The organism is Mesorhizobium sp. LNJC391B00, from assembly GCF_000502535.1.
GTDB lineage: Bacteria > Pseudomonadota > Alphaproteobacteria > Rhizobiales > Rhizobiaceae > Mesorhizobium.
The window spans coordinates 35517-59906 of record NZ_AYWI01000021.1 but is presented as its reverse complement, the minus strand read 5'-3'; the positions used below and the strand labels follow the sequence as shown (position 1 = coordinate 59906).

Annotated in this window: 18 protein-coding genes and 2 pseudogenes; 6 read left to right on the top strand and 14 right to left on the bottom strand. The window is 58.4% G+C overall.

The features are described 5' to 3' along the window. Positions 1–230 precede the first annotated feature (230 nt). On the bottom strand, positions 231–3974 hold the full coding sequence (locus tag X750_RS135555) for a hypothetical protein (RefSeq protein WP_023748896.1): 3744 nt from the start codon (positions 3972–3974) through the stop codon (positions 231–233). Positions 3975–4462: 488 nt separating this feature from the next. Next, on the bottom strand, positions 4463–4708 hold the full coding sequence (locus X750_RS1000000165285; protein ID WP_023748895.1) for a helix-turn-helix transcriptional regulator: 246 nt from the start codon (positions 4706–4708) through the stop codon (positions 4463–4465). Positions 4709–5019: 311 nt separating this feature from the next. Here X750_RS1000000165285 and X750_RS1000000166600 point away from each other — a divergent pair, with 311 nt between their 5' ends. Then, positions 5020–5274, top strand: a complete 255-nt coding sequence (locus tag X750_RS1000000166600; protein WP_023748894.1) for a hypothetical protein — start codon at positions 5020–5022, stop codon at positions 5272–5274. 349 nt (positions 5275–5623) lie between these two features. On the opposite strand, the gene X750_RS135560 is transcribed toward X750_RS1000000166600, so the two are convergent. Then, the gene (locus tag X750_RS135560; protein ID WP_023748893.1) at positions 5624–6406 is read right to left on the bottom strand and encodes a hypothetical protein; all 783 of its coding nucleotides are present in this window, start codon (positions 6404–6406) and stop codon (positions 5624–5626) included. Next, positions 6394–9987, bottom strand: coding sequence for a hypothetical protein (locus X750_RS135565; protein WP_156932481.1), 3594 nt, complete (start codon positions 9985–9987; stop codon positions 6394–6396). The genes X750_RS135560 and X750_RS135565 overlap by 13 nt, the downstream gene beginning before the upstream one ends. Before the next feature lie 297 nt (positions 9988–10284). On the opposite strand from X750_RS135565, the gene X750_RS135570 reads away from it, so the two are divergent. After that, a complete protein-coding gene (locus X750_RS135570) occupies positions 10285–10965 on the top strand; it encodes a hypothetical protein (RefSeq protein WP_156932480.1) in 681 nt (226 codons plus the stop codon). 689 nt (positions 10966–11654) lie between these two features. Here X750_RS135570 and X750_RS1000000167460 read toward each other — a convergent pair. Together X750_RS1000000167460 and X750_RS1000000167225 are read right to left on the bottom strand one after the other, a co-directional pair. Further along, entirely contained in the window at positions 11655–11786 is a 132-nt protein-coding gene (locus X750_RS1000000167460) for a hypothetical protein (protein ID WP_023748890.1), read from the bottom strand. Between the two features lie 36 nt (positions 11787–11822). Further along, positions 11823–12536 carry a hypothetical protein gene (locus X750_RS1000000167225; protein ID WP_023748889.1) on the bottom strand — a complete coding sequence of 238 codons (714 nt, stop codon included), beginning with the start codon at positions 12534–12536 and terminating at the stop codon, positions 11823–11825. A 402-nt stretch (positions 12537–12938) separates the two neighbouring features. Here X750_RS1000000167225 and X750_RS1000000163900 point away from each other — a divergent pair, with 402 nt between their 5' ends. Continuing rightward, a complete protein-coding gene (locus X750_RS1000000163900) occupies positions 12939–13727 on the top strand; it encodes an RNA-binding domain-containing protein (RefSeq protein WP_023748888.1) in 789 nt (262 codons plus the stop codon). 425 nt (positions 13728–14152) lie between these two features. Beyond that, complete coding sequence (locus tag X750_RS01295) at positions 14153–14566, top strand: hypothetical protein (RefSeq protein WP_245271917.1); 414 nt, start codon at positions 14153–14155, stop codon at positions 14564–14566. Positions 14567–15035: 469 nt separating this feature from the next. Here the strand turns inward: X750_RS01295 and X750_RS135575 are convergent, their stop codons facing one another. Both X750_RS135575 and X750_RS135580 read right to left on the bottom strand, forming a co-directional pair. After that, complete coding sequence (locus tag X750_RS135575; RefSeq protein WP_023748886.1) at positions 15036–15332, bottom strand: hypothetical protein; 297 nt, start codon at positions 15330–15332, stop codon at positions 15036–15038. Positions 15333–15409: 77 nt separating this feature from the next. After that, a complete protein-coding gene (locus tag X750_RS135580) occupies positions 15410–16600 on the bottom strand; it encodes a hypothetical protein (protein ID WP_031243742.1) in 1191 nt (396 codons plus the stop codon). A 268-nt stretch (positions 16601–16868) separates the two neighbouring features. Here X750_RS135580 and X750_RS135585 point away from each other — a divergent pair, with 268 nt between their 5' ends. Beyond that, positions 16869–17225: a hypothetical protein gene (locus X750_RS135585; protein WP_023748884.1), complete on the top strand. Its 357-nt coding sequence runs from the start codon at positions 16869–16871 to the stop codon at positions 17223–17225. Between the two features lie 646 nt (positions 17226–17871). On the opposite strand, the gene X750_RS135590 is transcribed toward X750_RS135585, so the two are convergent. After that, the gene (locus tag X750_RS135590; RefSeq protein ID WP_023748883.1) at positions 17872–18417 is read right to left on the bottom strand and encodes a GNAT family N-acetyltransferase; all 546 of its coding nucleotides are present in this window, start codon (positions 18415–18417) and stop codon (positions 17872–17874) included. A 251-nt stretch (positions 18418–18668) separates the two neighbouring features. After that, positions 18669–19895 (bottom strand): acetyl-CoA carboxylase biotin carboxylase subunit family protein, encoded by a 1227-nt coding sequence (locus tag X750_RS135595; protein ID WP_031243738.1) that lies wholly within the window; start codon positions 19893–19895, stop codon positions 18669–18671. Positions 19896–20450: 555 nt separating this feature from the next. Between X750_RS135595 and X750_RS1000000166155 the strand changes: the two are divergent. Continuing rightward, positions 20451–20597: pseudogene (locus X750_RS1000000166155) on the top strand (IS21 family transposase); the annotation flags it as partial. Positions 20598–20641: 44 nt separating this feature from the next. On the opposite strand, the gene X750_RS1000000167650 reads toward X750_RS1000000166155, so the two are convergent. The 4 genes and pseudogenes from X750_RS1000000167650 to X750_RS0133975 form a co-directional block, all read right to left on the bottom strand. Further along, positions 20642–20902: a hypothetical protein gene (locus X750_RS1000000167650; protein WP_023748880.1), complete on the bottom strand. Its 261-nt coding sequence runs from the start codon at positions 20900–20902 to the stop codon at positions 20642–20644. A gap of 125 nt (positions 20903–21027) precedes the next feature. Continuing rightward, positions 21028–22243 (bottom strand): annotated as a pseudogene (locus tag X750_RS01330) (MFS transporter). A 57-nt stretch (positions 22244–22300) separates the two neighbouring features. Next, positions 22301–23737 carry an RNA polymerase factor sigma-54 gene (gene rpoN, locus X750_RS0133980; RefSeq protein ID WP_031243736.1) on the bottom strand — a complete coding sequence of 479 codons (1437 nt, stop codon included), beginning with the start codon at positions 23735–23737 and terminating at the stop codon, positions 22301–22303. A 69-nt stretch (positions 23738–23806) separates the two neighbouring features. Next, positions 23807–24340 carry a peroxiredoxin gene (locus X750_RS0133975; RefSeq protein ID WP_031243734.1) on the bottom strand — a complete coding sequence of 178 codons (534 nt, stop codon included), beginning with the start codon at positions 24338–24340 and terminating at the stop codon, positions 23807–23809. Positions 24341–24390: the final 50 nt, after the last annotated feature.

Genomic DNA, 24390 nt, shown 5'->3' with positions numbered 1-24390 from the left:
GAAAACTGGATGGAGGCCAACCGATACATCAACATGGACGACCTGCGCGAGCACAAGAAGCTCGCTCTGCGCCAAGCCGCATGACCAGCATCATGGCCGCCCCATTTTGCAGAACTTGACGCACACAACCCGCTTTTGGCCCGAAGCGGTCAGGGACCCCACACCCGTGGTGCGGCGTAGGGGGCGCTTCCCATCCATAGCAACGTTGGCATGCCTCGGCTGCCGCCGCCTCACGACGAACCGAACTGCTTGGCGAGATCGCGGAAAGTGCAGGTTCGATCTACCAGGGCCGACATCATCTTGGTGAACTGCATGGGTACGATCTTGTCGGTCACGAGCGCGGCTTTCAACTTGATGTCTTCGACAGGGATTTTGGTTACCGACGCCACGGCCGAAAGGTTGGCTCTGAGGAAGTCGACACGATCGAGGTGCTTCTGGATCGGAGTGCGTTTCGTGTGACGGGTGCCCGTGGTGGTGTAATCGGCTAGGCGCTCGCCAATCTCACCGATTGTCCGATCGAGAAGCAGCCTTTTGCATTCGATGGCCCAGACCGTCCCGGTCTTTTTGTCCCAGGCCAGCACGTCCACATCGCCCAGCTCCTTCTTGCCGCCGAACAGCGTCATCAGTTGGTCAGGTTGTGCATCAAGACCAATTTCCTGCAGCTTCGCTGCGACGGAATGGTTGAAGGCATGGCCTAGCTCGTTGACGATCTTGCCGAGCCAGCGATTCACCTCCTTGGTGTCGAACATCTCGGCGCCCAGCCGACCGTCGACAAGACCGAACAGGCGAAAGACGACCTTGGAAATGAGCGCAGAGGCTACGATCACTTCTGGGTCATCGGTCTCGTCGATCTGGATGAGCGGACGCCGCGTCAGCGACAGCTTTCGGTTCATTCGCCAAGGCTGCCAGTCTCGCGCCGACGCGCCTTTCGGATTTCGCTCGCCCCACTCTGCTCGCGGTATCAGCGTGAGAGCGGCAAATGCTCGCTCTGCATCAACGGCGCCGTCCATCTTGCGGAAGAAGTCGAGCAACTCGCTCTTGCGCATGCTGAAACAGGCTTGTCCTACTTCGATCGCCATTTCGGCGAGGCCATGTGAGGTCGCAACGAGATGTTCCAAATCCATCCCGAACTCGGCCCGCATCGCAATCTTAAGGCCCGGATCGATCACCGGCGCCGACGGCAGCGGTGCACCGGGGGCGGGGACGTCGAACGACGTTGCGTACGAGTCAGCGGCGTCGTGGAAGGCTCGGTCGCCCTGGGCAAACATATAGGGCACGTGGGTGTTTTCCCCAAAGCCCCTGTCGAACTGGAAGTCGCCGTTCGGTGCAACGCTGAGTGGGCCTGTGGCTAGCCCATAGAAATGGGCATCACATTGCCCGGCACAGTCCAGCATCGCCGCGACCTCGCCGATCAGGTCATCGAGATCGATGTCGGTGCACTGCCGGCCGCCCGTCGTCGGTGAGGTGCAGATCGCCATCTCGGCCAGTGCACGGCTCGCAACGCCGGCAGCCGATCTTCTGAGTTCGGCCTTGTTGTTCGCGGCCAGTACATCCGCTTGGTCGTCATGGAGTGCCCGTAAGGCGGCGGCGGTCTGCTGCCACTCCCGGCGATCCCTGTCGATCGCCTCGTGGTTCAACAGCGCCCTGACGACGATCGAGCGCCGGTCCAGTTTCTGAAGCTTGTCCTTGATCCGCTCCCAGATTCTCAGCACCGCTGTCTGAAGCCGTGATCCGACATCGCCCGCAAGGACCATCCCTGCCGCATTCGCTCCGGCGTCAAACGCCAGTCCGAGATGAGCCCAGCTACGGTCCTCATCGAACACGAAGCGGGGTGGCGGCAGGTCCAGGTACGATCCGACGATATCCGTTGCGTCGTTAGCGGGAATTGCATGCGCGAAGCGGGCATGAGACGAACCGGTCACCTCCGTGGCGAGGCGGTCGCCCCACTCCGCGTCCTGAGGCGTCCCCGCCAGTTCCGAGGCCGCGAGGGCCATGGAGGCGAGCAACTGCCTCTCTGCGATATTAGTCGCGTCCATGTAGCCACGCAGTGAAGCGACGCCAGATCGGATGGCAATGACGCCGTCAAGCAGTTCGAACTGTGGACGCTCTGGCGGAGTTGCATCGCTCATCGCCGCATCGGTCAGCCGATCGATATCGGGAAATTCCAGCTTGAAGTGGATGGGCCGTTCAGGCAGGCCGGGCAGGAACTCCTCGAGCCTCAGAGCGAGCCATACGAGCCAGCGCTGGGCCGCGTCCCAGATTCTCGCTGAGAACGCCCGATATGGTCCATCGACGATGGGTAACTCGACCCACCAAGCGCGGCTTGGGGTTTCCACTACCGCAAGAAACTCGCCGTTGAGGGCGTCAAACGGCGCAACGTATAGCGGCAGGTTGCTGATCTCCCTGAAATACGAGCTCGTGGAGCGCCGCTGTACCTCGACGAACCGACTGACGGTCGGATCAACAACCAGATGATAGTCAAGGGCACTGCGGACTCGGTGGCGCACCGCCGCCGCATAGTGTGTCGTCACCAATGCAAACGCGCCCTTCGACATCTCCGGCCGCACGGGATCGAATCCTTGCGCTTCTAGGTAACCGTAGCGGTTAATGAAGTCGCCGACGCTGTGGATGTCGTAACCCCGTGCTTGCAGCTGTTCCTGCTGAGAGATTATCTTCCACACGCGGTTGGTGTCGAAGTCAGCGTCCCAACTCATCCGCAACGCGTCACCGAGCCCGATACTGACACGGTGCCACTCGGGTGGGCTTTCATCGAAACCCATGGCGACGCCTCGCCCGACACCGCCATGGACGATCAACGTCAAGCCCCGGCGATAATCGGACGAGGCCGCCTGCTGCTTTTCGAGCTGCGAGACGGCCGAGGCGCCGCGATCCAGGTCCTTGTCGTTCATTCCCTGGAGGCCGGTCCCCATCGCCTCCGAAAGCTCGTCAGCAACGAGCACAATCAATGCAAAGCCGCCCAGATCGAACTCCGCCTTGACGACTGTCAGCTTCGGTTCGGCCGGCAGAGGGAGAATAGCCTGCTTGGACAACTGCATGTTTTCCGCCAAAATTTCCCGCACGTCCTGCAGTTCGGCCCGGCCGATTTCGGCCTGGAGTTTGGAAAGCGCGCCGGCGGCAGCTGCCTTGTCGAGGATCAGCCGCCGCGCCGCCGCACCGATCGCCGTCGGAAGCATAACCAACCAACCGCCTTCATGTCTCAGCAGGGGAAACCGTTCGAGCGAGCTGTTTGTCAGGGACTCGCTTTCGAGACTTGCCAGGTCATTTGCATCGCCGACGAAAGGCGCGAGGTCGCGGGCGACGAGACCCAGCCCGAATATCTCTTGCAAGCTGAAGCTGACGGCCTTCACCCCGGCCTCGACATTCCCCGGAGCAACTCTAACCCGCGAAACTGGCTGGGAGTCGGCTAGGGTGTATCGCGTCACTCCGGCCTTTTGCGCCATTGCCTCGCCCAAATAGAGCAACGACATCACGGACTGCATCGCCTCGTTCGCCCAAGCCTCCTCGCGTAATGGCAATAGCGCACCCATGATCCGCGCCAGATGGTAGCCGTTATCTTGCCATGCTCCTTCGAGGATCGTGGCGCTACCGGACGATGACGGCACTACCGAACTGAACACGTCCTCGACCGGGTCTTCGCCTGCGCCTATGCCGTCCTTAAGGAGAATCTCGTTCACCCATTCCCTAATCTGCAAGAGCGTGGGCTTCACAGTGCCTTTGCAGTTGAGGACAGCGAGGTGGATGAGCGCCTCGATGCGCAAAGTGGCTGCATGGTTTGCTGGCTGGGTAAGAAGCCCGGCAAGGATTTCAACGACATGGCGCTGGCTGAACTTTGCCAGCCGAGCGCACAGTTTCGCCTGACGCTTCGCTAGTGCGTCCAAGCTAAACATGTCGCCCGCTCGCGCAGCGGCGAACAGGGATGACAGTGCGTCGATCGTGGAACCGTTGGCGGCCATGTTCTAATCCTTCAATACCTCGGCCGGCTGAATCGCCCTGCGCGATGGGACGAGGCCTTCTAGACCTTGCGGGCAGTGCTTTGACGCCGCGGTAGGATCGTTGAATTCCTTCGCATCCCAAGGGGGCTTTCACGAATCCGATCAAGATGTCTCGCCTCCCCTCTGGTGCCAGATCGGAAGGGTGACTTGTGCGGGCCAGACTCCGAGGGATCTTGCCTACACTACCGCCGAAGCCCGGCGAAAACTCGCTTCTGCGATCCAGACCCGGCACGGTCCCGATCTTGGTTTGATAGCGAAGGTGAGTGAACTATCGCTCGACTTCTACAACCGGACGGGTCTATTTGCAGGAGGACGCTTCGCCAGGCCAACTGCTACGCCTCACACCGACTGATTGCAGTTCGACCTCTATAACGTCCGCTTTTGGCGCCTTGCTGACATTGATTCGGAAAAAGATAATCCGTAATGCCGCCCTCAGGGGCCGCCTTCGGTTAAGTGTTTTCGGTACCGCGTGACAAGCGCACACCAAAGCCACCGCCGTTCTCTGGAATGAATTCTATTCCGGCTGCTTCGAGCGATAGCTTCAGCACTTGTAGGATCGATTCAGATGCTGGTTTCGAACCGCGTTCGAACTGCACGATCGTCCTCAAACTTACCTTGGATAGATCCGCCAGTTCCTGTTGAGAAATGTCGAGAAGCCCGCGGGCTGCGCGAACTTGGGCCGCACTTACCTTCATTGTTCAAATGCCCTGTTGCACAAAAAGTGCAAATATGCTTGTTTTACGTTGGGGGGGGTTCCCCGCTTCCAACAGTCTAACCACGCCCACGCTTTGCGGAGCTCGGATCATGGCTGATTCAGACCATAGCACGACTATGCCTCTCGTCACGAATGGCGGGAGCACGGCGTCGCACCGGTTGTCGATGCAGACCCTCCAAATTCTACTGCTGCGAGATTGGTTGCGGGCGCAGCATGTTTCTCAAATCCTTTGCCGTCTTCAACAGCGTCTAGAGAGGCGTTATCTCCACGCTAGCTAGAGGCTCGGAAGCGATGGACAAGCGGGTCGCCTACTCGATCGCCTGCCAAGCTGAGGTCGAGTCTTCCACTGTGGCCTTGAAGCTTCAGGACGAGCTACCGCAAATACGGGCGCGGTCGCTTCTTGGCATTATCGCCAAGCTCGAAATAATCGCCGGCTCAGATCGCGATATCGACGAACCGACAAATTTTCCCTGGGGTTCCTGGAAGCTTTTCGAACTTTCTGGGTCGCGCCTCAGCCCGAATTGCGGTTGCTTATGGACAAAATAGCACACTAGATTAGGTTTTTGGATAGCTTTGAAGGCATCGACTTCTGGCACATGCGCCAGATAGCGCGTCAGCACGAACTTCCAAGCGTGCTACCTTTTGAACGACAGCTCTGCGCCTCATCCCGGCCATTCTGGCAGACTGCTCTTTGGCCGGAAGCTGCCTTCGCCGCTGATCATCGATGATGCTCGATAAGAGGTCGAAAACGGACTGGCAGTTTCGGGCGACGCCGCCGAGAAGGTTGCTTTTTATCTAATCACCGAGCTTGCGCGGAAACCCAACTTACATACTCGGCTGGTTCAAGCGTTTCGAATTTGCATTGCCAACAGGTTTGCTCGGTGTCGAATCCGCGTCAGAGCCAAGGCGATTGGGTCTGCCTCATGATTCTCGCGCCATAAAGCTTATCCTGAAGGGTTTCGCTTCTGCTCTTGATGGCTTGGTTCAGTACGGTCAGGTTCGTGTCCCAGTGTCGCCCGACCGGAGTCGTGAGCAGCTCAATATCCTTACCCTTGATCCAAAGGTTGCCTCGCCCGTCGATCGTCTTCGCGAGAACTTCGTGGGCGGCAAATGCGGTCGCTTGTTCAGCGGCGTGTAGGTAGCGTCGATACCACTCGCGCGCCCATCTGTTTCGACGATAGTGATCACTGCCAGTCGCGTAAACCTCGGCCAGCCAGCCTGTTCGTGGCTTCCTCGCCTCGAACTCGGTCCATATCTTTTCGAATGCGGGTGTCAGATCGCAGAAACCCAGGAGCGTATAAGCCCGCGCGATCCGGGCCGCATCGCCACTGGCCTCGTCATCTCGGATGGTGGCCTCAAGCCAGCTCGATTGGCCGTGCTGGATGGCGGCCCTCGCCATGTCAAGCAACACATTGTCAGTCGTACAGAGGTCAAGAGCCTCCAGGCGTCCTTCATCTCCGGCAGCGCATGCTGGCGCCTCAACTGGCAACAGGGTTATCCGAGGGTTCTTTATGATGCCTCGATCCCTTGCGTCATTCAACTTCCGCCACAACGGGATGCCAGCCACGGGCGAGGATCGAATGAGTCCCTCACACAGGGCAATGAGAGGAAATTCATCGAGCGTATCAACGTTCGAAATGTGGTTACGCTCGTCGAGCCAAGCGTTCAACCAGGCCACGAGCTCGCCCCTTGCTTCGCAATCAAGATGGTCATCGGCAGGTCGTGGTTTGCCCAATATCTCGGGTAGGACCAGGAGCCTCCCTTTTGATCCAGCCTATCGAAGGCACCGCGAACGAAGTCATGATATTTTTGCAGCGCGACCGGGTCTTCAGGATTTCGTTGAAGCATGACGGCCCAGATTTCGGGATCCGCCTCTTCCATCAGTTCCGGGCGTTGCAGAATCTCGCTTGCAGCCAGCAACGCCGATGATCCCCGGCAGCGGTCTTCGAGGTTCTTCGCTTCCGCAGCTTTCCATCCGCTATCGGCGATCGCCTGCAGCACCTGAGTGTCGCGCGTCTCTGGTGCCAGTTCGAAAGCGGCGCCGCGTATTTCTGCGTCCACGCTGCTGACAAGTGGCGCCAAATCTGACCAACCATCCAGAGCCTCTTCATCAGCTATGGCGCCCAGGAGCAGAAGCCCGCTGAGCACGTCATCGCGAGGACCGGTTAGCGGGAATCTGGAAAGGCGCGATCGTATGGCTGATTGTCCACAACGCAGCAGCACCTTCTCGATCCTGGCGAGGATCGGCAGCTTAAGACAATCGTCGAGCACTCTATCCAGCAGTTGTTCCGGTTCGAGGTCCCAAAGACGCAATTCCAGCTCGCGTGCTCGCCACCAAGGAAGATCATCGTCCTTGGCGATGGCCGAGGCGTCGATCAAATCCTTGATGGCATCGGCGATTAGAAGTCTCTCCTCCTGTCTATACAGTAGCGAAAGTCGGTTGGCCTCGGCCACAAGACGTTGCAATTCGAGTTCGTTTCGCCCCGGGGCGCTCAGGGCCGCCAAGCGAACGATTTGTTGCAGGAGATTTGGGTCTGTGCGGGCCAACATAGCTTTTAGGCGCTCAAAACGATTGTCGTCATCACTCGACTGGCGCCCGAGCAGCCAAAGCTGGTCGCCTGCGAACTTGGCACCATGGTTCGCTGCGCATGCGTTCGGATCAAGCGGACTTTGGGTATCCGCGCGGTCTGCAAATAGTGTAGGTGATTTGTCCTTTACTAACGCAGCCTGGTGCGTCCCGGCGACAGCGTCTCCAAGAGCCTCCAGAAGCCATTGCCCGCCAGTTAGCGCAATGTCATCACCTGTTGCGGTCAGTTCGTCCACGGCTTTCAGCAGCGCGGCATGAAAATCGCCAGATTTGCCGCCGCCCAGGCGCAAGACCCAGGCCAGCTCCTCGAAATGATTGGCGGTGGCCATGATTGCCCGGCTGATTGCCCAGGCCAGGAACGCGTCAGTGAATGCCTGCAGCGGCAGGAACGAAAGAATCCCGAACACCCGGTGAGCGAGCCAACTCACGTCGCCCGTGGCCACCAGTTCAACGGTCGGGCAGGTCGACGATATCGGCGAGTCATTCCATCGTTTCAGGTTGTCATGAGTTCGCTTGCGATTTGTGACCGATCGCTCGGAGTTCGGATCAATCTTACCAAGGAAGCGTCCGTCGTCTGGGTCTGCCCAGAGCCATCCCAGCCAGATCGTCACCTGCCTGACGAGGCGTGGCGCGATCTCTGCGAAGGAATGGGCTCGTGCCAGTCCCTTGATAAGGATTTCATCCATCGATCTGTTGCCGGACCGGGCGAGCCAGGTCTCCTCAGCAATCTGGCAAAAAAGTTCAAAATCCAGGCCGATCAAACGCCAGAAAGCATCATAGTCCACCTGAGAGAAGTTTTGTTCGGCTACCCACCGATGAACGATGGCACGCCGAGCAGGCCGGCCGACAAGCCCGTCCAGGAGCGCGATTGTTGCTGTCGCTCGCAGGATCGAAACGCCGAGCCGTTGCCCCTTGTAGGGATCTACGAACGTGGCGATGATGGCAGCGGCCTCGCCTTCATCGCCCAGGCCTCTCAGTTCAGCCGCCAATATTAGGCCGAGCACGAAAGGCGTGAGCTCCTTGCGGAGTTTGAACCGATGAGGACCGCCACCTGCTTCCAGCCAACGCCCCGCGATCAGCTCCGCCACGGTTTCGCGAAGGTCGTCCTGGCCCTTGCCGCTCTCCCGGCCCAGTTTCGTAACCAGATCAACGCGGGTGAACATTGCGTCATCGAGCGAAACCTTCACGCCGCTGCCGAGATCGCGGATGAAATCTCGGAATTCCTCATCGGAAATCGCCAGCGCTGCTCCGCGCCGACCTACCCTGTGCTTCCAATCTTCGTATGCGAGCCGCTCGGGCGTTATGTCGCCTGTTGGCGCGAGGGCCTCACGCCGTTCGATAGCCAACTGGGAGAGACGCGGCACCTTCATAAGATCCAGCATCCGATCTCCAAACGCCTCACTCTCCACCGCGTGCAACTTCAACAGCGCTTTCAGCTCGTCGTTGCTGAAGGGACCAACACGAATTTCATCCGGACGGGGAGCCAACGGCGCCAGCCTGTGCAGATCGGCCCAATGGTCTGGCCAGCAGCTGGTCAGAACGGCAAAGCGACCTTTCCAGCGCTCGTCGTAGAGCGGTTGCAGGAAATCCGACCAATCGCGTTTTCGCCAATTCTGGTTCAGTCCATCGACGACCAGAATGAACTGCTGACCGGCGAAATCGGCGCGCTGCCAGAGCCCAACTCTGCGTAGCCAGAACGTCGCATCGCCATAGCCGAGCCGTCTGGCTAGAACCTTGGCCAGCAGCTCCTCGGCGTTGTCGTCCCGGACGTCATTGGCAGAGACGAAAACCGACAGAGGCAGATTACGGCCGTCTGCGGAATTCGCTGCCCACCAGGACAAGAAGGACCAGGTTTTCCCCATGCCTTCATCGCCGAGCAGAACCGCAGGTCGACCGCTGATGAGCCATTTGTCGAGCTGTTCGTTCAGCGATGGCCGTAAGACTTTCCTCACGGCAGGGTCATGCAGATTGTTAAAGCTCCCGCCAAGACGTGATGCCGCGTTCATGGGATTGGCCAAACCAACCTCAATCCAGGTCTTCATGGCGCTCACAGCTGCCGCATATCCGATATCGGCGTCCAGCAGCCTTTGGCGGACCCTCTCGCGAGACTTTGCGAAATCCGGGTGGGATCCAATTGCTCTGACCACGTCCCGCAGAGATCGGTCGTTCCCAAAGTGGCGCGCCATGGCGACTGGCGCTTCAAGGCAAAGGACCGCCAAGTCGGGAAGCGAGTCTTTGGGGCTTGGCCAATCGAGGACCAGCACAGCTACTCCCAGGCGGTTTCCGATGTCTCGGAGCGCTTCGATATCGGTGACCGGGATCTCCCGCGAGGCAGCCAGTATCCATAGATCGACAGGGTCGCTTTGAAGAGCGGAGTCGACGACCTTTGCCTTCATCTGATCAAGGCTAAGCCGTGTTTTCGCGCCATATCTTTTGGCTTCCAGACCGACGCGAAATGTATTGTGCTCGATCGTCCGGACATCGGATCCTGCCTGCGGGCCTGATTTGGCCAACCTGAACAGCTGACCTGTGGTTTCCGACAGGACGTCTCGCATGAGACCTTCAAACCCACTCGTGCCGGTCGCATCGAGTTTGCGAAGTCGAGCCGCCAACAAAGTTTTTGCGCGAGCAAAGTCCATCAAGCTTGGTTTTTGGCCGGCGGAAGTGGTCATAAATCCCCCATGGGTTTCAGTCATTGATGGTTGTACTCACGGAGACGACGTGATCAGCAGAACCTGGATATGAATGCTCTGCAAGATTCGAGGTCGAATTCATGGGTAAGCTGACGGAGGCGTTGAGCCAGGACAAGCTCAGTGTTTGCCTTAAATTGGAGGCCTCCGAGGTCAAGCGCGTCTATAAGTGAACTCCTTCCGGACTTCGATTTCATCCCGTACGACGGGGGAACCGATAAGGACTACCCAGTCTGGCACGAGTTCGATCTCTCGGACGAAGCGATTTTCATCCATAGATTGAAACTGGACGACTATGGGTACTCCGTTGACGATGACCCGCACGATGATCCCGAATATGAGCTACCGAAAGCAACTCCTGAAAGCACAGGGAAGCTTGCCTTGGAACTCCAGATCGTAGACCGCTTTGGGTGTCGAGCACTGGTCAGGGGAAGCTTGTCTGGTACTTCCATGGAAATGAACATGGATGTGCGCTTCAATTTCATCGTGGCCTCCTACTCCGGAGAAAGCAGTCGTATCGGATATGCTGCGGAAGCGATTGCCGAAGGTTTCGCGTTCGAGGAAGAGGGAAAGCTCAAGCAGGCATTTTTCTCATATTTTTCGGCAGTCGACAGCTTCGTTGAATCGGAGCGTGAGAAACTCAACAAGGGGCAATCCGACGATCAGCGGATCAAACCTGACATCCGACTGATGCAGAAACTGCAGGCGATCATAAAGGCGAACATGCCACCGTCTGTCGGCGGCCTCGATAAATTGAAGGTATGGGGAGACGTTAAGAACGGTTTCGACAAGTGCGAAAGACTCAGAAACGCTATCGCTCACAACACGAAAACAGAGCCGATTGCTAAGGCCGACGTTGATCTGTGCTTTGCCGTCGCCGCCATCATCGTGGCGATGGTTAATGATGATCTCTACGAAGAAAAAGAGATGAGGAAGCACTACGTTGTAGAAAGCGACTGAGTCGGAGTTACGAAATTAAGGCGGATTGGCAGCTTGCGGCATCCACTGGCCATCCGCCGTGCAGGCTTACCAGGAAAGCCGAGACACAAGTCCGCTAAGGGCTAAAAGCAGTCCTACCGGAGCGCAGGAGCGGCGGCAATGCGGTCGAGAGCCGAACCGCAGACTTCCGCCATCCGCTCCCATAAGCGGACTGACCGCTGTCGACCCCTAGGAGGACAGTCAGACGGTTCTACAATTGACCATCGACTGGGGTTCCTGGAAGCTGTTCGAACTTTCTGGATCACGCCTCAACCCGAATTGCGTGTGCTTGTTGGACAAATTAGGTCACTAGATTCGGATTCAGGATAGATTAAGGAGGCTTCGAATTTCTAACACTCGCGACCTCGCAGGTCGTTCACGTCAGCACGAAGGGCGTTTAACTCTACGTGTCGTATTGGCAGCTATGCGCCTTCTATCGGCCATTCAGTTGGCTTTTGGGGATCCCTCGAGCGGACACTCAAGTGGACAGGTCAGGTGGCGAGTCGGTCCCAACAAGCAATGGGTCGCTGACCTGACTTGAGGCACGTTCGCATTGCGTGGTTACCCGGCATTTCGTCCTGCTCCCAGCAGTCTGCGACTGACTCGTCCCGTTCCGGTCCGATTTGCGGAGCCGGCAGGGACGGCGCGACGATCGTGTCGATGAGCATCCGTCATGGGAACAGCTCGCGCACGGATACGTTCGGCCGCCGCTCTTCGATAGCGATGCGAAGCTTTTTGGCCACGATCTTTTCGAGCGAAATCCGGCGACGCAACGCCTCGACGACGTCCATGCCATCCATCATGACGATGCGCCTGGCGACGAAAGCTTGCAGGCCGTCTTAGGTGAATCCCGAATATGAAACGAAGAGGCCACGCGCGCCTTCGAAGTGTTGCCCGATCAACTCTTGGAACGACCGGAGTTCACCAGCGCCAGTTTGGGCATTGCGCCAGTTCGCTTCGAGAAAATAGACGGTGTTGCCGTGCAGAAAGCTGCCATCGATCTGCTCGCCTTTGAGCTTGAAGGCTTTCCGCGGTTCTAGCCCCCATGCATCGAACCAGCGCTTCAGAAACCTCTCAAAGGCGTAGCCACGCGCCTGTGCTGCATCGTCCATGCCATGCAGCCCCATGAACTCGTTCTCAAGATCGACTTGTGTAGATTCGGCCGGTCCGCAGCGTAGCGGCGCACTCGGCTCCGGAGTCTGAGTGGTCGTGCCAGGGATAGGTCTGCCGCCCAGTCGCTCAATCAGTGCGCTCAGTCTCTCGCGGCTCCGGAGCACGCTATCTTCGTTTCCCGCAAGATAAGCCATCCGATATTCCCAGAGGCCATTTAGCGCCTTCACTATAGCGCCCTTCTGAGCCTTCTGCATGAATGCGCGTAGGCGCTTGCCCTTGCTGTTAGCGTTGTCGATGAGATAGGCGTCGTCGTAGATGTCGACGCCCACCTCGTCCCGGAAGAATTCTTGGTAGGTGCGGTTAGTGAAATCCATCACGTAGCCGTCGCCGAACAGATCCCCGACTAGCTTCAGATCCACCGCCTTGATTTCGCCGGCCATCGATTCGCCTGTCCAATTATTGCTTCGCCAGTTTGAAGCAGAACCGATCTCGGATGCAATTGCGTTCCCAATAGTACTGCCGCCTACCCACATCGTTTGGCGACTGCTTTTCTTCTCACAAAGACCGCCCGAACGTTGCTTACGAGAGCCCGTCACGATCGGGCCGCCACTTACCGGATCGCCGATTGCGGAAATTGCTCTTCTCGATCGATCGCCAATTGCGCTATTCCAATCAATTGATTGCTGCAGTGAAGATTCATATGGGACGTTCGAGTACGGCGATGCATTGGGGACCGGTGAGATGGTCGCTGCTACGGGCCCTCTGGGCACATCGTGCATCGTCGACCGCAAATGAGGCAGAGCTTTTGTGTTCCAAAAACTGCGATATGCTAAACCTTGGACATGCCGTCGAAGAAGACCACTAAGACAGTAACCGCAGATACCGCCTCGCTCCTGCAGGCAGGAGAAGGTGATCGCGCGGACTTCAAGCGCGGCCCTGACGGCGTGTCTGCTGAGGACCTGGTCGCGTTCGCCAACGCAGGCGGCGGAGCCATTCTTGCTGGCGTTGATGAACGCGCCGGGGATGGAGGCGCACAGATCGGCTTCGTGGTGGGATGTCATGTTGGCGATGGAACGATACATCAGATCGCCAACAAAGCTCTGGGATGCATACCACCGGTCGCGATCAATGTCAGCATCGAAAATGACGATGGCAAGTCGTTTCTGCGGATCGATGTCCCGAGCAGCGCCACGAAGCCACACTGCACCCCCAGGGGCATCTACTGCACGCGTGATGGGCGACGTAATCGCGCGCTGCATCCAACCGAGCTTCTGAAAATCTTCCTCGAAAGCGAAGCGCGCGCATTTGCCGAGCGGTTTGAGGCGGCGGCAGGCCGCATGACGAAGGAACTCGGCCAGCTCGAAGCCTCTTTGGATGCCAGCATCCAGAGCATGGCCGATCAACTCGGCTGGGCCGACAGCAAGCTTGGCGGTACGGAAAGCGCCCTCGACACCATCCAAGCTTACGTCACCCGCATCAAATCAGAAACTAACGATGTTGCCTCAAGACTTCGAACGATTTTCCGTCAGGACAGGCGCGACGACCCCGTCACGGAGCGTGAGCGAACCAAGCTTCGTGACGAGCTGCGTACCCCTCGACCGAAAACCCCCGCGAGGAAATTATCCTCCTGACACAGAGCTCCAGGCCGTCTATCTCAAAGGAAAAAGAAGGCACAAGCCGAACTCAACCGCATCCCGAGCCGGATCGCGGTGCGCGTCGACAATCAAAAGGCTGAAGCACATACCTGGGCCGCCTGGTCCCGAAACCCTGCCATTCCGGCGGAGCGTCATCAACGTGCGTGTATCGTGACCTGGGACCCTTGTTCCCTCCAGTTCACGCGGTCGCGACAAGCCCGCGCGCAAATCGAAGCTTCCGCAGGGCGGTCGGACGCGGCATCCTTTCCGAGATGCAGGCACTGGGCATCGCCCAGCCGCAAGGGCTCTCGACGGCCAGAGATCTGGCCATCCTGACACGAATACACTGACCGTCGTGTTACGGTTTGATGGTTTTTTGCACCACTGGCCTGACCACCATCAAGCAAATGGGAGAGGTTGCCATGTCTAGGATCAACCGCCGCGCCTTGCTCCTCCACTCCGGCAGCGCAGTCGTCGCCTCGACGGTTGCGGCAACGGCGTTCAATACAGAGCCGCCGGGCCGGGACCAAGAGCCGTCCAATAATCTGCGAGCACTGATTGAGGCCCACAAGGCAGCTTATGCTGCGTTCGGTAAAGCGCTACATGACATAGGTGGTGGCAGCAGTGGCTCCGATAGAGCCAGCCTGGAAGAGGAGAGGGCGCTGCTCGCCATCTGCGGCTATGCTGCGGTTACGGAAAGGGATCGCCTGACCAAGGCCCGATACCTTCTAGAGATCGAGGCGCGCGGGAACTCGACCTCGCAGAGCATATGCAGGCTGTTCTCCGATCGACGATGTGGAAGGGATGTAACAACGGCGCGCCTCACCGTCTGCTAATCAATGTCTGGTGTGCTCAACCCCGACATTCAGCATCGGTCGGTTGAACCCGCCTCTGAAAGCGGACGTTCAATTCTGATCGAATCGGGTGCGGCGTAGACGTAATTTCTAAGCGATCTTCGGCAGGCACGTGACTTCCTGTCCTGTCCGCGAGCAGATCGATCGCGCGTCGCGAAACTTGCCGCAGCGGTCCCATCCGTTGGCATCAGCTTCTGGTGGGATACCTCAATTGATGAAGCGATCTACAGCGGCGGCGCAGCCCGTCTGACGACGTCGCGCGTGTGCTTGATTCCGTCGGTTTGGACGGCGTTGTCTGGTCGACGGTGCCGATCGGTGCGGCGTGGGTGCGCTACGAGACGAGCGCGAGTCGCGACCGGAAGCGACTAGCCCAAGGGCGCGCCTCGATGGCGCGTAGGCACCCTTAGACAGTGCCGCGGGCAGGCGCTGCAGCGCGCTGCCTGTGTTGCGATCAGCGCGCCCGCAGTGCGTCTACCGGCCCAGTGACCGTGATCACCAAGGGCACGCCCCTGATCTCGAGGGGTAAACGAGCCGCCACGCCGGCATCAACTACACCTACCACAAGCGCCTCGCCTCCCGCGGGGCCGAGGCCAATGCCGACAGAGGTTACGCCCTGAACAGCAAGTAGCCGCGCCTCCTCGCTCGCCAGCAGCGATTCTAGCGTTCCGCGCTGCGTGGTTTGGGCCGGCTTGAACTCGACGGGACCGGAACCTGAGAAGTCCGACCCGGGGTCTTCGATGTCGCTCATTTCGTCACCTCGACTTGCCTCACCAGAACATAGGCAACCGGCCGCCCCAGTTAAAGAGCGGCCGACAGACATCGTGGTCAGAACAGCCGGATGTTCAGCGCGGCGAGAACCGTGCCGATTGGGTTGACGAAGGTCGTGCCGCCGCCGCCCGCGAAGAGGAGGCCGACCGGCCGCACTCCAGTAGCCCAGTGCCAAACGAGCGAGCCGGAATCGCCACCTGCCGAGAACGGATTGGCATTAACCGACTGTATTGCGATCTGGTTGCGGAACAGCGCAACGCGGCCGCCACCATAGTTGACATTCACCGACACCCCGATTTGTGTCACGCGGCCTTGGGTAAGGCCGGTGGTGCGGCCGCTCTTGCCGACGATCAGGCCGAGCGAGGCTGCGAGTGGCGCCGTGCCCGTATTGTAATAGGCTGGTGCGCCTCCCGAAAGGTAGTACTGCCCGCCGCGAATGCGTTCGTGCCACGCCCAACCAAAGGCGGCGTCCACGAAGTTCGGCGCGCCACCAAAGTTTATCGGCACCCAGCGCGCCAGCACCGCGATCTGGTCCCCCGGGTGGCGGCCGCCATCTGCGGCACCTGGCTGGATGATGCTGTCACCCACCCGGCCGGCGTTCGAATTCGCCAGCACATGGTTGTTGCTGAGTACCAGGTGCCGATTGTTCCACGGAGCCGTCAGACCGATCGCGCGGCTGCCGAGCGTCCCCGCCGTGATGGCGACGTGCCCGACCGACACGCCGCCCGGCGCGGGGCGGTGCCGCGCGCGGTGCGAGTAGGCGTCGACCGCGCCGACGGGCACCTGCTGCACCGGCACGCTCGAGAGCGCGCGCGTGCCGGCGCTTTGCGCCAATTGGCTCAGCAGAGCTTCCTGCGGCATAGCGCTTTCGGTGAAAAGCGTCAGCGTCGGCTCGCCCGGGCCGCCGGCGCCGAGCGCAACGGTGTCCGGGTCGGACAAGCCGATGCCTACGCCAACGATGCCCTGCGTGGAAGGTGCGTCCGAGAGGACTTCGATCTGGCCGGACGCGGCAAGCAACGTGGCTTCGACCGCGTCCCTGAGCGCGAGCAAGTCGTCCGACACGCCGGCTTCGACGTACACGGCCTGCTGTTCGGCCTCGACGCTCAATGCATCGAGATCTCCACCCGCCGCGTCAGGATCCTGTGGCCCCGCAGACGAAGGCTCGCTCCCGACCGAGCCGCCGTCATTTTCTTCTCCCGGATTGTCCACGAGCGGGGTATCGCTGTTCTTTCCTGTCTTTCCTGGCATGACAATATCCTCCACAAGTAAGATTTATATTGAGTAGGGTCACCAGTTATCCATAGAAGGGGGGGGCTGAAAGCCATATTAACTGGCTTGCTACTACTTAATAATACGCTAAAGTAGTAGATCCTGTCAAGTACTCGCCCGCGCTGAGGACACATGAGGCGGGTGAGCAATCCGGGTCTCGGCAGATTTTGAGATACTCGTTTGGTGTTAGGCCGTCGAGGGCTCCGTGCGGGCGGTGATGGGTGTAGAGATGTAGGAAGACATCGACATGCTCGGCGATTGTGTCGATCTGGGCCGGGAGGTCGATGGTTGCATAGAATTCGTACGCCATGTTGCAATGGACGATGGAATCCAACTGCTTGAGCTAGCCCGCAACGCCAGCCAAATGTTCACTCGTCAGGCCCCAAATGAGAAAAAACGACTGCTGAATCTGGTGCTGTCGAACTGCGAATGGAATCGCGGCGAGGTCCGCGCGGTCTTCAGGCAACCGTTTGATTTACTAGCGGAAACGGCCGCGTCTGCGGCAGCTGCACAAGCTCGCGGGGATGTGTCGTTGACGATGCATCCAATTTGGCTGGGGTTCCTGGAAGCTTTTCGAATTTTCTGGATCCCGCCTCAACCCTAATGCTGTGCTTGTTGGACAAATTAGGTTACTGGATTCGGGCTTATGATAGATTCAGGAGGCTTCGAATTTCTAGGGCATTTGCAGCGCTCAGCGCCACTAGAAACGCGTCGACAAGTGTTTCCCTTCTGGTTTTTACCTCGGCATCACCCCGAGCAAACCGTCCGCGTATTTCGCGAAATGCAAACCGTAGTGCTTCAGCCGATCCAGGCGCGACATCGACAATATGTCGAACGATTGTGCAAATCGTGCTCATGCTGTGCTCGCTGTCGCGTCCGCATCGAAATGCGGGGTTCCTTCGGGCTTATAACAATGCCTATCAAAAGTTGGAGGATTGGCGCCTACAACGAGGTCCATGCGATCCGGCATAAGGTGCCGATCTCGTTGCTTCAATGGCGCAGCCAGGCCGCAATCGTGAGAAGACCGGGGAACTCTATCGCCGGACGCAAGAATGGCCATCAGAGCAGACAGGATTCTGCCGGTTTGATTTTGCCCCCCAGCCCCGTCGCTCCATGATGCAGCGGCAATATCAACCGCGAAAGAACAGCAAAGTTGCTTGCTTCGGTTCCCCGATTGACGCCCCTCTCCGGAACCGATGTCCTCAATCCCATGCCAAATCGCAGCACACGTTACCCCTCAGTGTATCCACTTACCGTGGGACCCGGTGCCGCGGCTGGGAAAAATACTCCTCGCGGGTCATTTCGTAATATTGGTAGAATCTGCCGTCATGCCAGCGGTCGTCAATATACCGCAGCCCAAGCTTTGTGGCTGCTCGCTGCGACCGCAAATTACAATGCCTAATGAGACCGACTACCTTTTCCTTGGTCGAACTTCGCAAAGCGTGCGTGATGGCGAATCGTGCGGCCTCCAGCCCCAAACCTCGTCCAACTCCGCGTTCGACCAATGAAATAGAGAGTTCGATATTATTTGTGTCAGCGTGGTCGCGCAGGCCACAGCGACCGATGAAAACCGGACTGTCACTGCATTTTTGGTATACGATCCAGGTGCCGAAGCCGTTCTTGCGCCACTGGGTCAAAGACCTTTCGACCCACTCGCGCACATCCTCAATCGTTTGCGGAGTATTATCATAGATTATCTTCTGAACCACGGGATCGGCATGCAACTGGAACAATTCCGCCGTGTGTTCGGGTCGCATGGAGGTGAGAATTAAACGTTCGGTCTGATACGTGATCATAAGTATTTCCAATCTGAACGCTATTATGATGTCACAGGCAAGCGCCTACCCGCATCAACGGTGACCATGGACTTTCGAAACGGCCAAGAGAGGCAATGTGGATCGAACTCCATCAGTTGCCTGCAAGAGCTGCGCCAGTGCTGCGTCGCGATTCGGATTTTTGTTGCAGGCGGAGGGCATCGCCAGCTTGTCTCGGCGGATCGTCGGCCCTTCATCTCGGCCTACAACTGCACAGCCCGAATGGTTCAAGCCTAATCCGCTCCAGATAGGGTCGGAAATGGAGTTATCGACCAATCGATTAAGTCGACGGCGTCCTGCAGTATCGCCTCTGTCCGAGCACGGCTGGGCGAAGTAGCGACAACATGTGCGATGCGGTCTCCGGAATCGCTGTTCATGATTATCGGCGCCTTGGGTTCAACGTAAAATTTTACCTCGGCAACACCCGATAGGGCAGCCGCCCGTCTCCCGCCATCGATCCAATCGAGAGTGCCATCGCACTCGGGAAGTAGGTACCGCGAGGCCGCAGCGTGTGACTGCCTTTCGCGCAAATCCAATTCCTCACCAACAACGAGCCTGATGTGGTTGGTGATGAGATCGACACCGTAAGCCAGTTGGACCATGTTAGGAACGGGCGAACCCGCAAGACGTGGATTGACTTCAATGACGGTTGGACCGTGGTTCGTCCACCTAAGTTCAATGTTCGTCGGCCCCCAACCGAGCCCGAGAGCTCGCAAACAACTCAGCGAAAGATCTGCGATACGTTTGCACTCTTCCTCAGACAGCGGGGCCGGATAGATGTGTCCACGACAGAAGAAATTAGGTGGACCGTAGTTCGCAGCGCCAATGGCTATAACCTGATCTCCCATTATTTCTAGGTTATACTGGGGGCCTTGTGCGAACTCTTCGACAAGTATCCTTGGTGAGGACCGCCATTTGTGCTTCGCACTCAACAGATAGATCATATGTTCGGCCATCTCATCGAGAGTGCGGCACAATCGGACACCACTGCTGCCGATGCCGGTGGCTGGCTTGAGAATTACCGGTAGGCCGATTTCGGTGGCAGAGCGTTCAACCTCCGTCGCATTCACTGCCAAACGATATGCAGGTACTCGAAGGCCAGCCTCAGCGAGCAGCTGACGTTGAACGAATTTGTCGCAACACCGTTCAACCGCCATGGCGTTCGGTCCCGGCAGATCGAAGTACCGGCAGAGCTGGCCAACCATCGCATAGGCCGACTCCTGGGCGCTGGTAATACCAGCTATTTCATAGGTCGATCGTAGCCGGATACATTCTCGGATCAGCGAATCGAAGTCGTTGTTATCGACACGGACCGCCTCAATTCCCAATGCCGCGAGGTAATCAAATAACTCCGGGTCAGCAGACATGGTAATGGGATAAATATCAAGGCTCCTGGCGGCTTTAATGTATAAAAGGCTATTGCTTGCGCCTTCAAGGAGTATTATTGCCCGCTTTAACATATATCGACACCTAACGTCTTACTTAGTCCCCACGTTTGTTTGGAGTAACTCGATCGCCCGTGAAGTAATTTCCATTTCCGCCGACCTTCTGTTGCAAAACATTCCTTAAATGAGCTGTTTTACAATTTGTTGCATGGCCTCCCAATATGATGAGAACGTCTCAAAATTCATGCCAATTGCGCCGAGGGAGCCTGAGAAATAGTTTTTCTGAGTTTTGTTCAGTGACTTGACCCGGAGTGCAGCAGACTGTCAGGCCGAAAACAATGTGTCGCGGATTCGACAAACACGTCAGTAGGTGTCGGTTGCCCGGCGTTTTATCAAGAACGGCTCGGACGCTAACGACGGAGCAGGCCCTCCGCTCCGACAACAAGATTGCGCCCTTTGTCGACTATCTGCGTGAAAGCGCCCATCGTTCGCCTGAAGCGCAGATTCGCGAACGCGGTTATGAAGGCGGCTACACCGCCGTGAAGCGATTCGTCGCCGCTTGGCCACGCGCGCTACATCTTCGCCGCCTATCGTCATGCATGCACCAGGACCTGCAGATTCTGCTGCGCGTATCGCCTAAAAACCAAGGGCCAGGTCGAGCGACCGTTTCGCTACGTCCACGAGGACTTCTTCCTGGCCCGCTCGTTCCGCAATCTCAACGGCCTGAACGACCAGTTGCAGGACTGGCTCGACACCGTCGCCAATGCCCGCCTGCACTGGCGCAACAATCGCGCAATCCAGCGACACGTTCGGAGTCTAGGTTAGTCTGCGGCCGAAACAAGGTACGCGCGGTCGACGGTAATCCGGCCGCCGTTGATACGACTGGCAATTCGCTGCCTGTCTGCGCTACCGAGCGGCATCGTCACCGGCGTTCTGACGGGCATGGCCGGCGCGTAGCTGTCGCTTGCCCAGGATGCGGATATGACCGCCAGCAAGCGTTCCATCGCGCCGGCAGCGCTCACCGTCGCCAAATGGAAACCGGTGCCGGCGAGGTCCACGTGTCTGGCGGGGAAGGTCGCCATGGCCCGGAGGTGAAGCCGGCGAGGCGCTTCCGCTGGTCCATGCAAGCGGAGGATCGCGCCGCGCCGTGCATCGCATCTCTCGTCCCGCTGCGCTGCTGAGATCTCTCCTGTCAGGCGGTCCAGGTTTAGCGCTTCGGGCCGAGCAGGAACACTATTAGGGCAGCGATGAACGTGGCAACAGCACTGTAGGCAATGGCGCTGGCGATCCCCGCATTCTCCACCAACAGCCCGCCGAAAATCGCGCCGGCTGCGATTGCCACTTGGAATGCTACGACCATCAGCACACCGGCGCTTTCGGCCTGCTCGGGAACGGCCCGCCGCACCATCCACGTCTGCAATCCCACTGGCACCGCGCCGAAGGCAAAGCCCCACGCGCCAACCGCAATCCCCGAGGCGAAGGCCGATGCTCCCGCCGTCAGTAGCGAAACAGCCGCTATCCCTATGAGCAGCGGTGCAAGTGCCGCGACTGCCTTGAGACTGTACTCGGCCAGAAGCCCGCCGGCCAAATTGCCGAAGAATCCGCCGATGCCAAAAGCAAGCAACACAAGCGAGATCGTCTCGACGTCAAGCGCGGGAATCTTTTCGAGGAAGGCGCGGATATAGGTGATTCCGGCGAAGTGGCCGGAAGCGACCAGCAGGATGACAAAAAGCGCAACCTTGACCATCGGAATCTTTGCCACATCCAGCAGGCTGCGGACGCTAGTCACTCCAATCGGAGGCAGTCTCGGAATGGTTATGAGCTGCACGAGCAGTGTAGCGACGCCACCGGCTGCGGCGAGCGTGAAGGCGCTTCGCCATCCCCAGATGTCGCCGACATAAGCGCCGATTGGAGCTGCGCAGACGGTAGCTACGGAAACGCCGGTGAGGATGATCGACATAGCGCGCGGCAGGAGGTGGCTTGGAACGAGCCGCATCGCCAGTGCTGCCGACATCGACCAGAAGCCTCCGAGCGCTATGCCGAGCACGACGCGTGCAGTCAGGAGAACCGCCAGCGACCACGCGCCGGCCGCCAGAACGTCCGACAGGATCAGCAGCAGCGTCATGGTCCACATCACGGTCCTGCGGTCCAGGCGCTTTGTGATGATGGCCACCGTCGGCGCCGAGATCGCCCCGACGATAGCTGTCGCCGTCATCGCCTGTCCAGCCGCTCCCNCCCTCGCTGATACCGAGATCATGCGCGAGGGGCGTGAGCAGGCTGACAGGCAGAAACTCTGCCGTGACCAGCCCGAAGGTGCCCAAGGAAAGCGAAATGACGGCACCCCATGCGGGACCAGACGGTGGGACTGGCTTTTCTGGGTCGTGCAGAACAGCGTTCATAACGCCTGCTGCGGATCGGGTCATGAACGAAGTCTCCACTTTGATGCAATGCAACGTGATGTTGGCTGCCTTGACCCAAATCTAAAAACACAAGCGCATTTCCCGGCGGCGTTGTACGGAGGAGGGGATGTTCATTGCTTCGCGATACTTTGTGACGGTGCGGCGCGCAACATCAATGCCGGTTTCCTTCAGCCGGACAGCGATGTCCTCGTCGGAAAGCACGTCGCCGGGAGATTCTGCGGCAATGATCGCTTTGATCCGATGCCGGACAGCTTCGGCGGAGTGCGCATCGCCGCCTTGGCAGGACGCGATCGCGACGGTGAAAAAATACTTCAGTTCAAAAACTCCGCGCGGGGTAAGCATGTACTTGTTCGAGGTCACCCGGCTTACCGTCGACTCGTGCACGCCGATCGCGTCAGCGACGGTTCTAAGATTGAGAGGCCGCAGGTGGGCGACGCCATGTTCCAAAAAGGCATCCTGCTGACGCACGATTTCAGCCGCAACCTTAACAATCGTCTTGGCGCGCTGATCGAGGCTGCGGATTAGCCAGTTCGCGTTTTGCAAGCATTCGTCGAGAAATGCTTGATCTTTCGAATTTTGGGCAGTCTGACGCGTGACTTCGGCATAGTAGGTTTGGTTGATCAGCAGCTTCGGCAGCGTGGCGGGATCAAGTTCGATCTGCCACCCGCCTTGCGGCGAGGGCGTGACCCAGACGTCGGGTATGATTGATTCAGACGCACCGGATTCGAATCTGTTCCCAGGCTTTGGATCGAGCGCACGAACCTCATGCATCATGTCGAGAAGGTCTTCTTCATCGACGCCGCAATGCTGCTTCAGCGCCTCAAAATCGCGTCGCGCAAGCATTTCAAGATGGGCAACCAAAGCTGCCATTGCCGGGTCGAGCCGGTTTCGCTGGCGCAACTGAATCTCGAGGCATTCTCTGAGACTTCGCGCAAAAACTCCCGGTGGATCAAATTGCTGCAAGGTTCCGAGAACCCGTTCCACAACAGCCTCATGGACATTTAGGCTCTCGGCCAGCTCCAAAAGGTTTGCCCGAAGATAGCCAGTGTCTTCCAGATCGGCGGCAAGCTGGCCAGCGATCAGCCGCTCCTGTGGTGTGAACGCAGTGAGGGCGATCTGACGAGCGACATGGTCGTGCAATGTTTCGGCGAGGGTGGCAAACTCGTCGAGGGAAGGGCCATTGCCCCGCGGGTTGTTGGTCGTGTTGCGAAGTGATTTCCATTGCCCGAGCCGTTCAGGCGACCCTGCCCCGGTCGGACCTTCAACGGGTTTTGCCCCAAAGCCGACAGGCTGATCCGCTCCCGAAATCGAAGCATCGTCAAAAGGCCCGCCATCGTTTGACGCAGATTCCAAGAGCGGGTTCTTCTCGATTTCCGCCTCCACGAACTGATGCAGTTCGGTATGCGCCAGTTGCAGCAAGCGAATCGACTCAATGAGTTGAGGCGATGCGACGATGGATTGCTTCTGGCGCTGAAACAGGCTTGCTGAAGATTGCATGGTGAGTGCGATAATCCTGTCGAGGAGCCTCTTGGGGCCTGCAATGGCGCCAGTGAGACGTTTTCTAGGTCATGCGGCGGCTCTCAGCGTTTCGAGAACGTTTTGCGGGGATGAGACGCCATACGGGTCGGCCTCGCAGTTGTCGGAGAAACCTTCCTCCTCGAACCAGTGCTCCACCACGCCATTGTTGATCAGGGCGGCGTAGCGCCATGAGCGCATCCCGAATCCGAGATTGTCCTTGGCAACCAGCATGCCCATCTTGCGTGTGAACTCGCCTGAGCCATCGGGGATGAGCTGGACCTGCTTCAGGCCCAAGGACTTCCCCCACGCATTCATGACAAAGGCATCGTTGACTGAGAGGCAGTAAATCGCGTCAATTCCCTGCTTCGCAAACTCATCATAGAGCTCTTCGAACTTGGGCAATTGGTAGGTCGAGCAGGTCGGGGTGAAGGCGCCAGGCAGCGAGAACAGGATGACCCGCTTGCCGGCAAAGTAGTCGTCAGATGTTTTTTCTTGCCAGCGATATGGATTCGGCCCCTGGACTGACTTATCGTGAACACGCGTGAGAAAGGTGACGAAGGGAACTTTCTTTCGAACTGTCATCAAGTTGCTCCTGAAGAAGACTGCGCTGAATTCTGGCAGAGGCTGGCGCA

Bases quoted from the DNA above. Each gene is read 5' to 3' on its own strand.
- X750_RS01295 (WP_245271917.1), top strand. From the start codon at position 14,153: ATGTCTAGGATCAACCGCCGCGCCTTGCTCCTCCACTCCGGCAGCGCA.
- X750_RS135580 (WP_031243742.1), bottom strand. From the start codon at position 16,600: ATGCCAGGAAAGACAGGAAAGAACAGCGATACCCCGCTCGTGGACAAT.
- X750_RS1000000167460 (WP_023748890.1), bottom strand. From the start codon at position 11,786: ATGATGGATGGCATGGACGTCGTCGAGGCGTTGCGTCGCCGGATTTCG.
- X750_RS135595 (WP_031243738.1), bottom strand. From the start codon at position 19,895: ATGTTAAAGCGGGCAATAATACTCCTTGAAGGCGCAAGCAATAGCCTT.
- X750_RS135590 (WP_023748883.1), bottom strand. From the start codon at position 18,417: ATGATCACGTATCAGACCGAACGTTTAATTCTCACCTCCATGCGACCC.
- X750_RS135575 (WP_023748886.1), bottom strand. From the start codon at position 15,332: ATGAGCGACATCGAAGACCCCGGGTCGGACTTCTCAGGTTCCGGTCCC.
- rpoN (WP_031243736.1), bottom strand. From the start codon at position 23,737: ATGCAATCTTCAGCAAGCCTGTTTCAGCGCCAGAAGCAATCCATCGTC.
- X750_RS1000000165285 (WP_023748895.1), bottom strand. From the start codon at position 4,708: ATGAAGGTAAGTGCGGCCCAAGTTCGCGCAGCCCGCGGGCTTCTCGAC.
- X750_RS1000000163900 (WP_023748888.1), top strand. From the start codon at position 12,939: ATGCCGTCGAAGAAGACCACTAAGACAGTAACCGCAGATACCGCCTCG.
- X750_RS1000000167650 (WP_023748880.1), bottom strand. From the start codon at position 20,902: ATGGCGACCTTCCCCGCCAGACACGTGGACCTCGCCGGCACCGGTTTC.
- X750_RS0133975 (WP_031243734.1), bottom strand. From the start codon at position 24,340: ATGACAGTTCGAAAGAAAGTTCCCTTCGTCACCTTTCTCACGCGTGTT.
- X750_RS135555 (WP_023748896.1), bottom strand. From the start codon at position 3,974: ATGGCCGCCAACGGTTCCACGATCGACGCACTGTCATCCCTGTTCGCC.
- X750_RS1000000167225 (WP_023748889.1), bottom strand. From the start codon at position 12,536: ATGGCCGGCGAAATCAAGGCGGTGGATCTGAAGCTAGTCGGGGATCTG.
- X750_RS135565 (WP_156932481.1), bottom strand. From the start codon at position 9,987: ATGACCACTTCCGCCGGCCAAAAACCAAGCTTGATGGACTTTGCTCGC.
- X750_RS1000000166600 (WP_023748894.1), top strand. From the start codon at position 5,020: ATGGACAAGCGGGTCGCCTACTCGATCGCCTGCCAAGCTGAGGTCGAG.
- X750_RS135585 (WP_023748884.1), top strand. From the start codon at position 16,869: ATGCTCGGCGATTGTGTCGATCTGGGCCGGGAGGTCGATGGTTGCATA.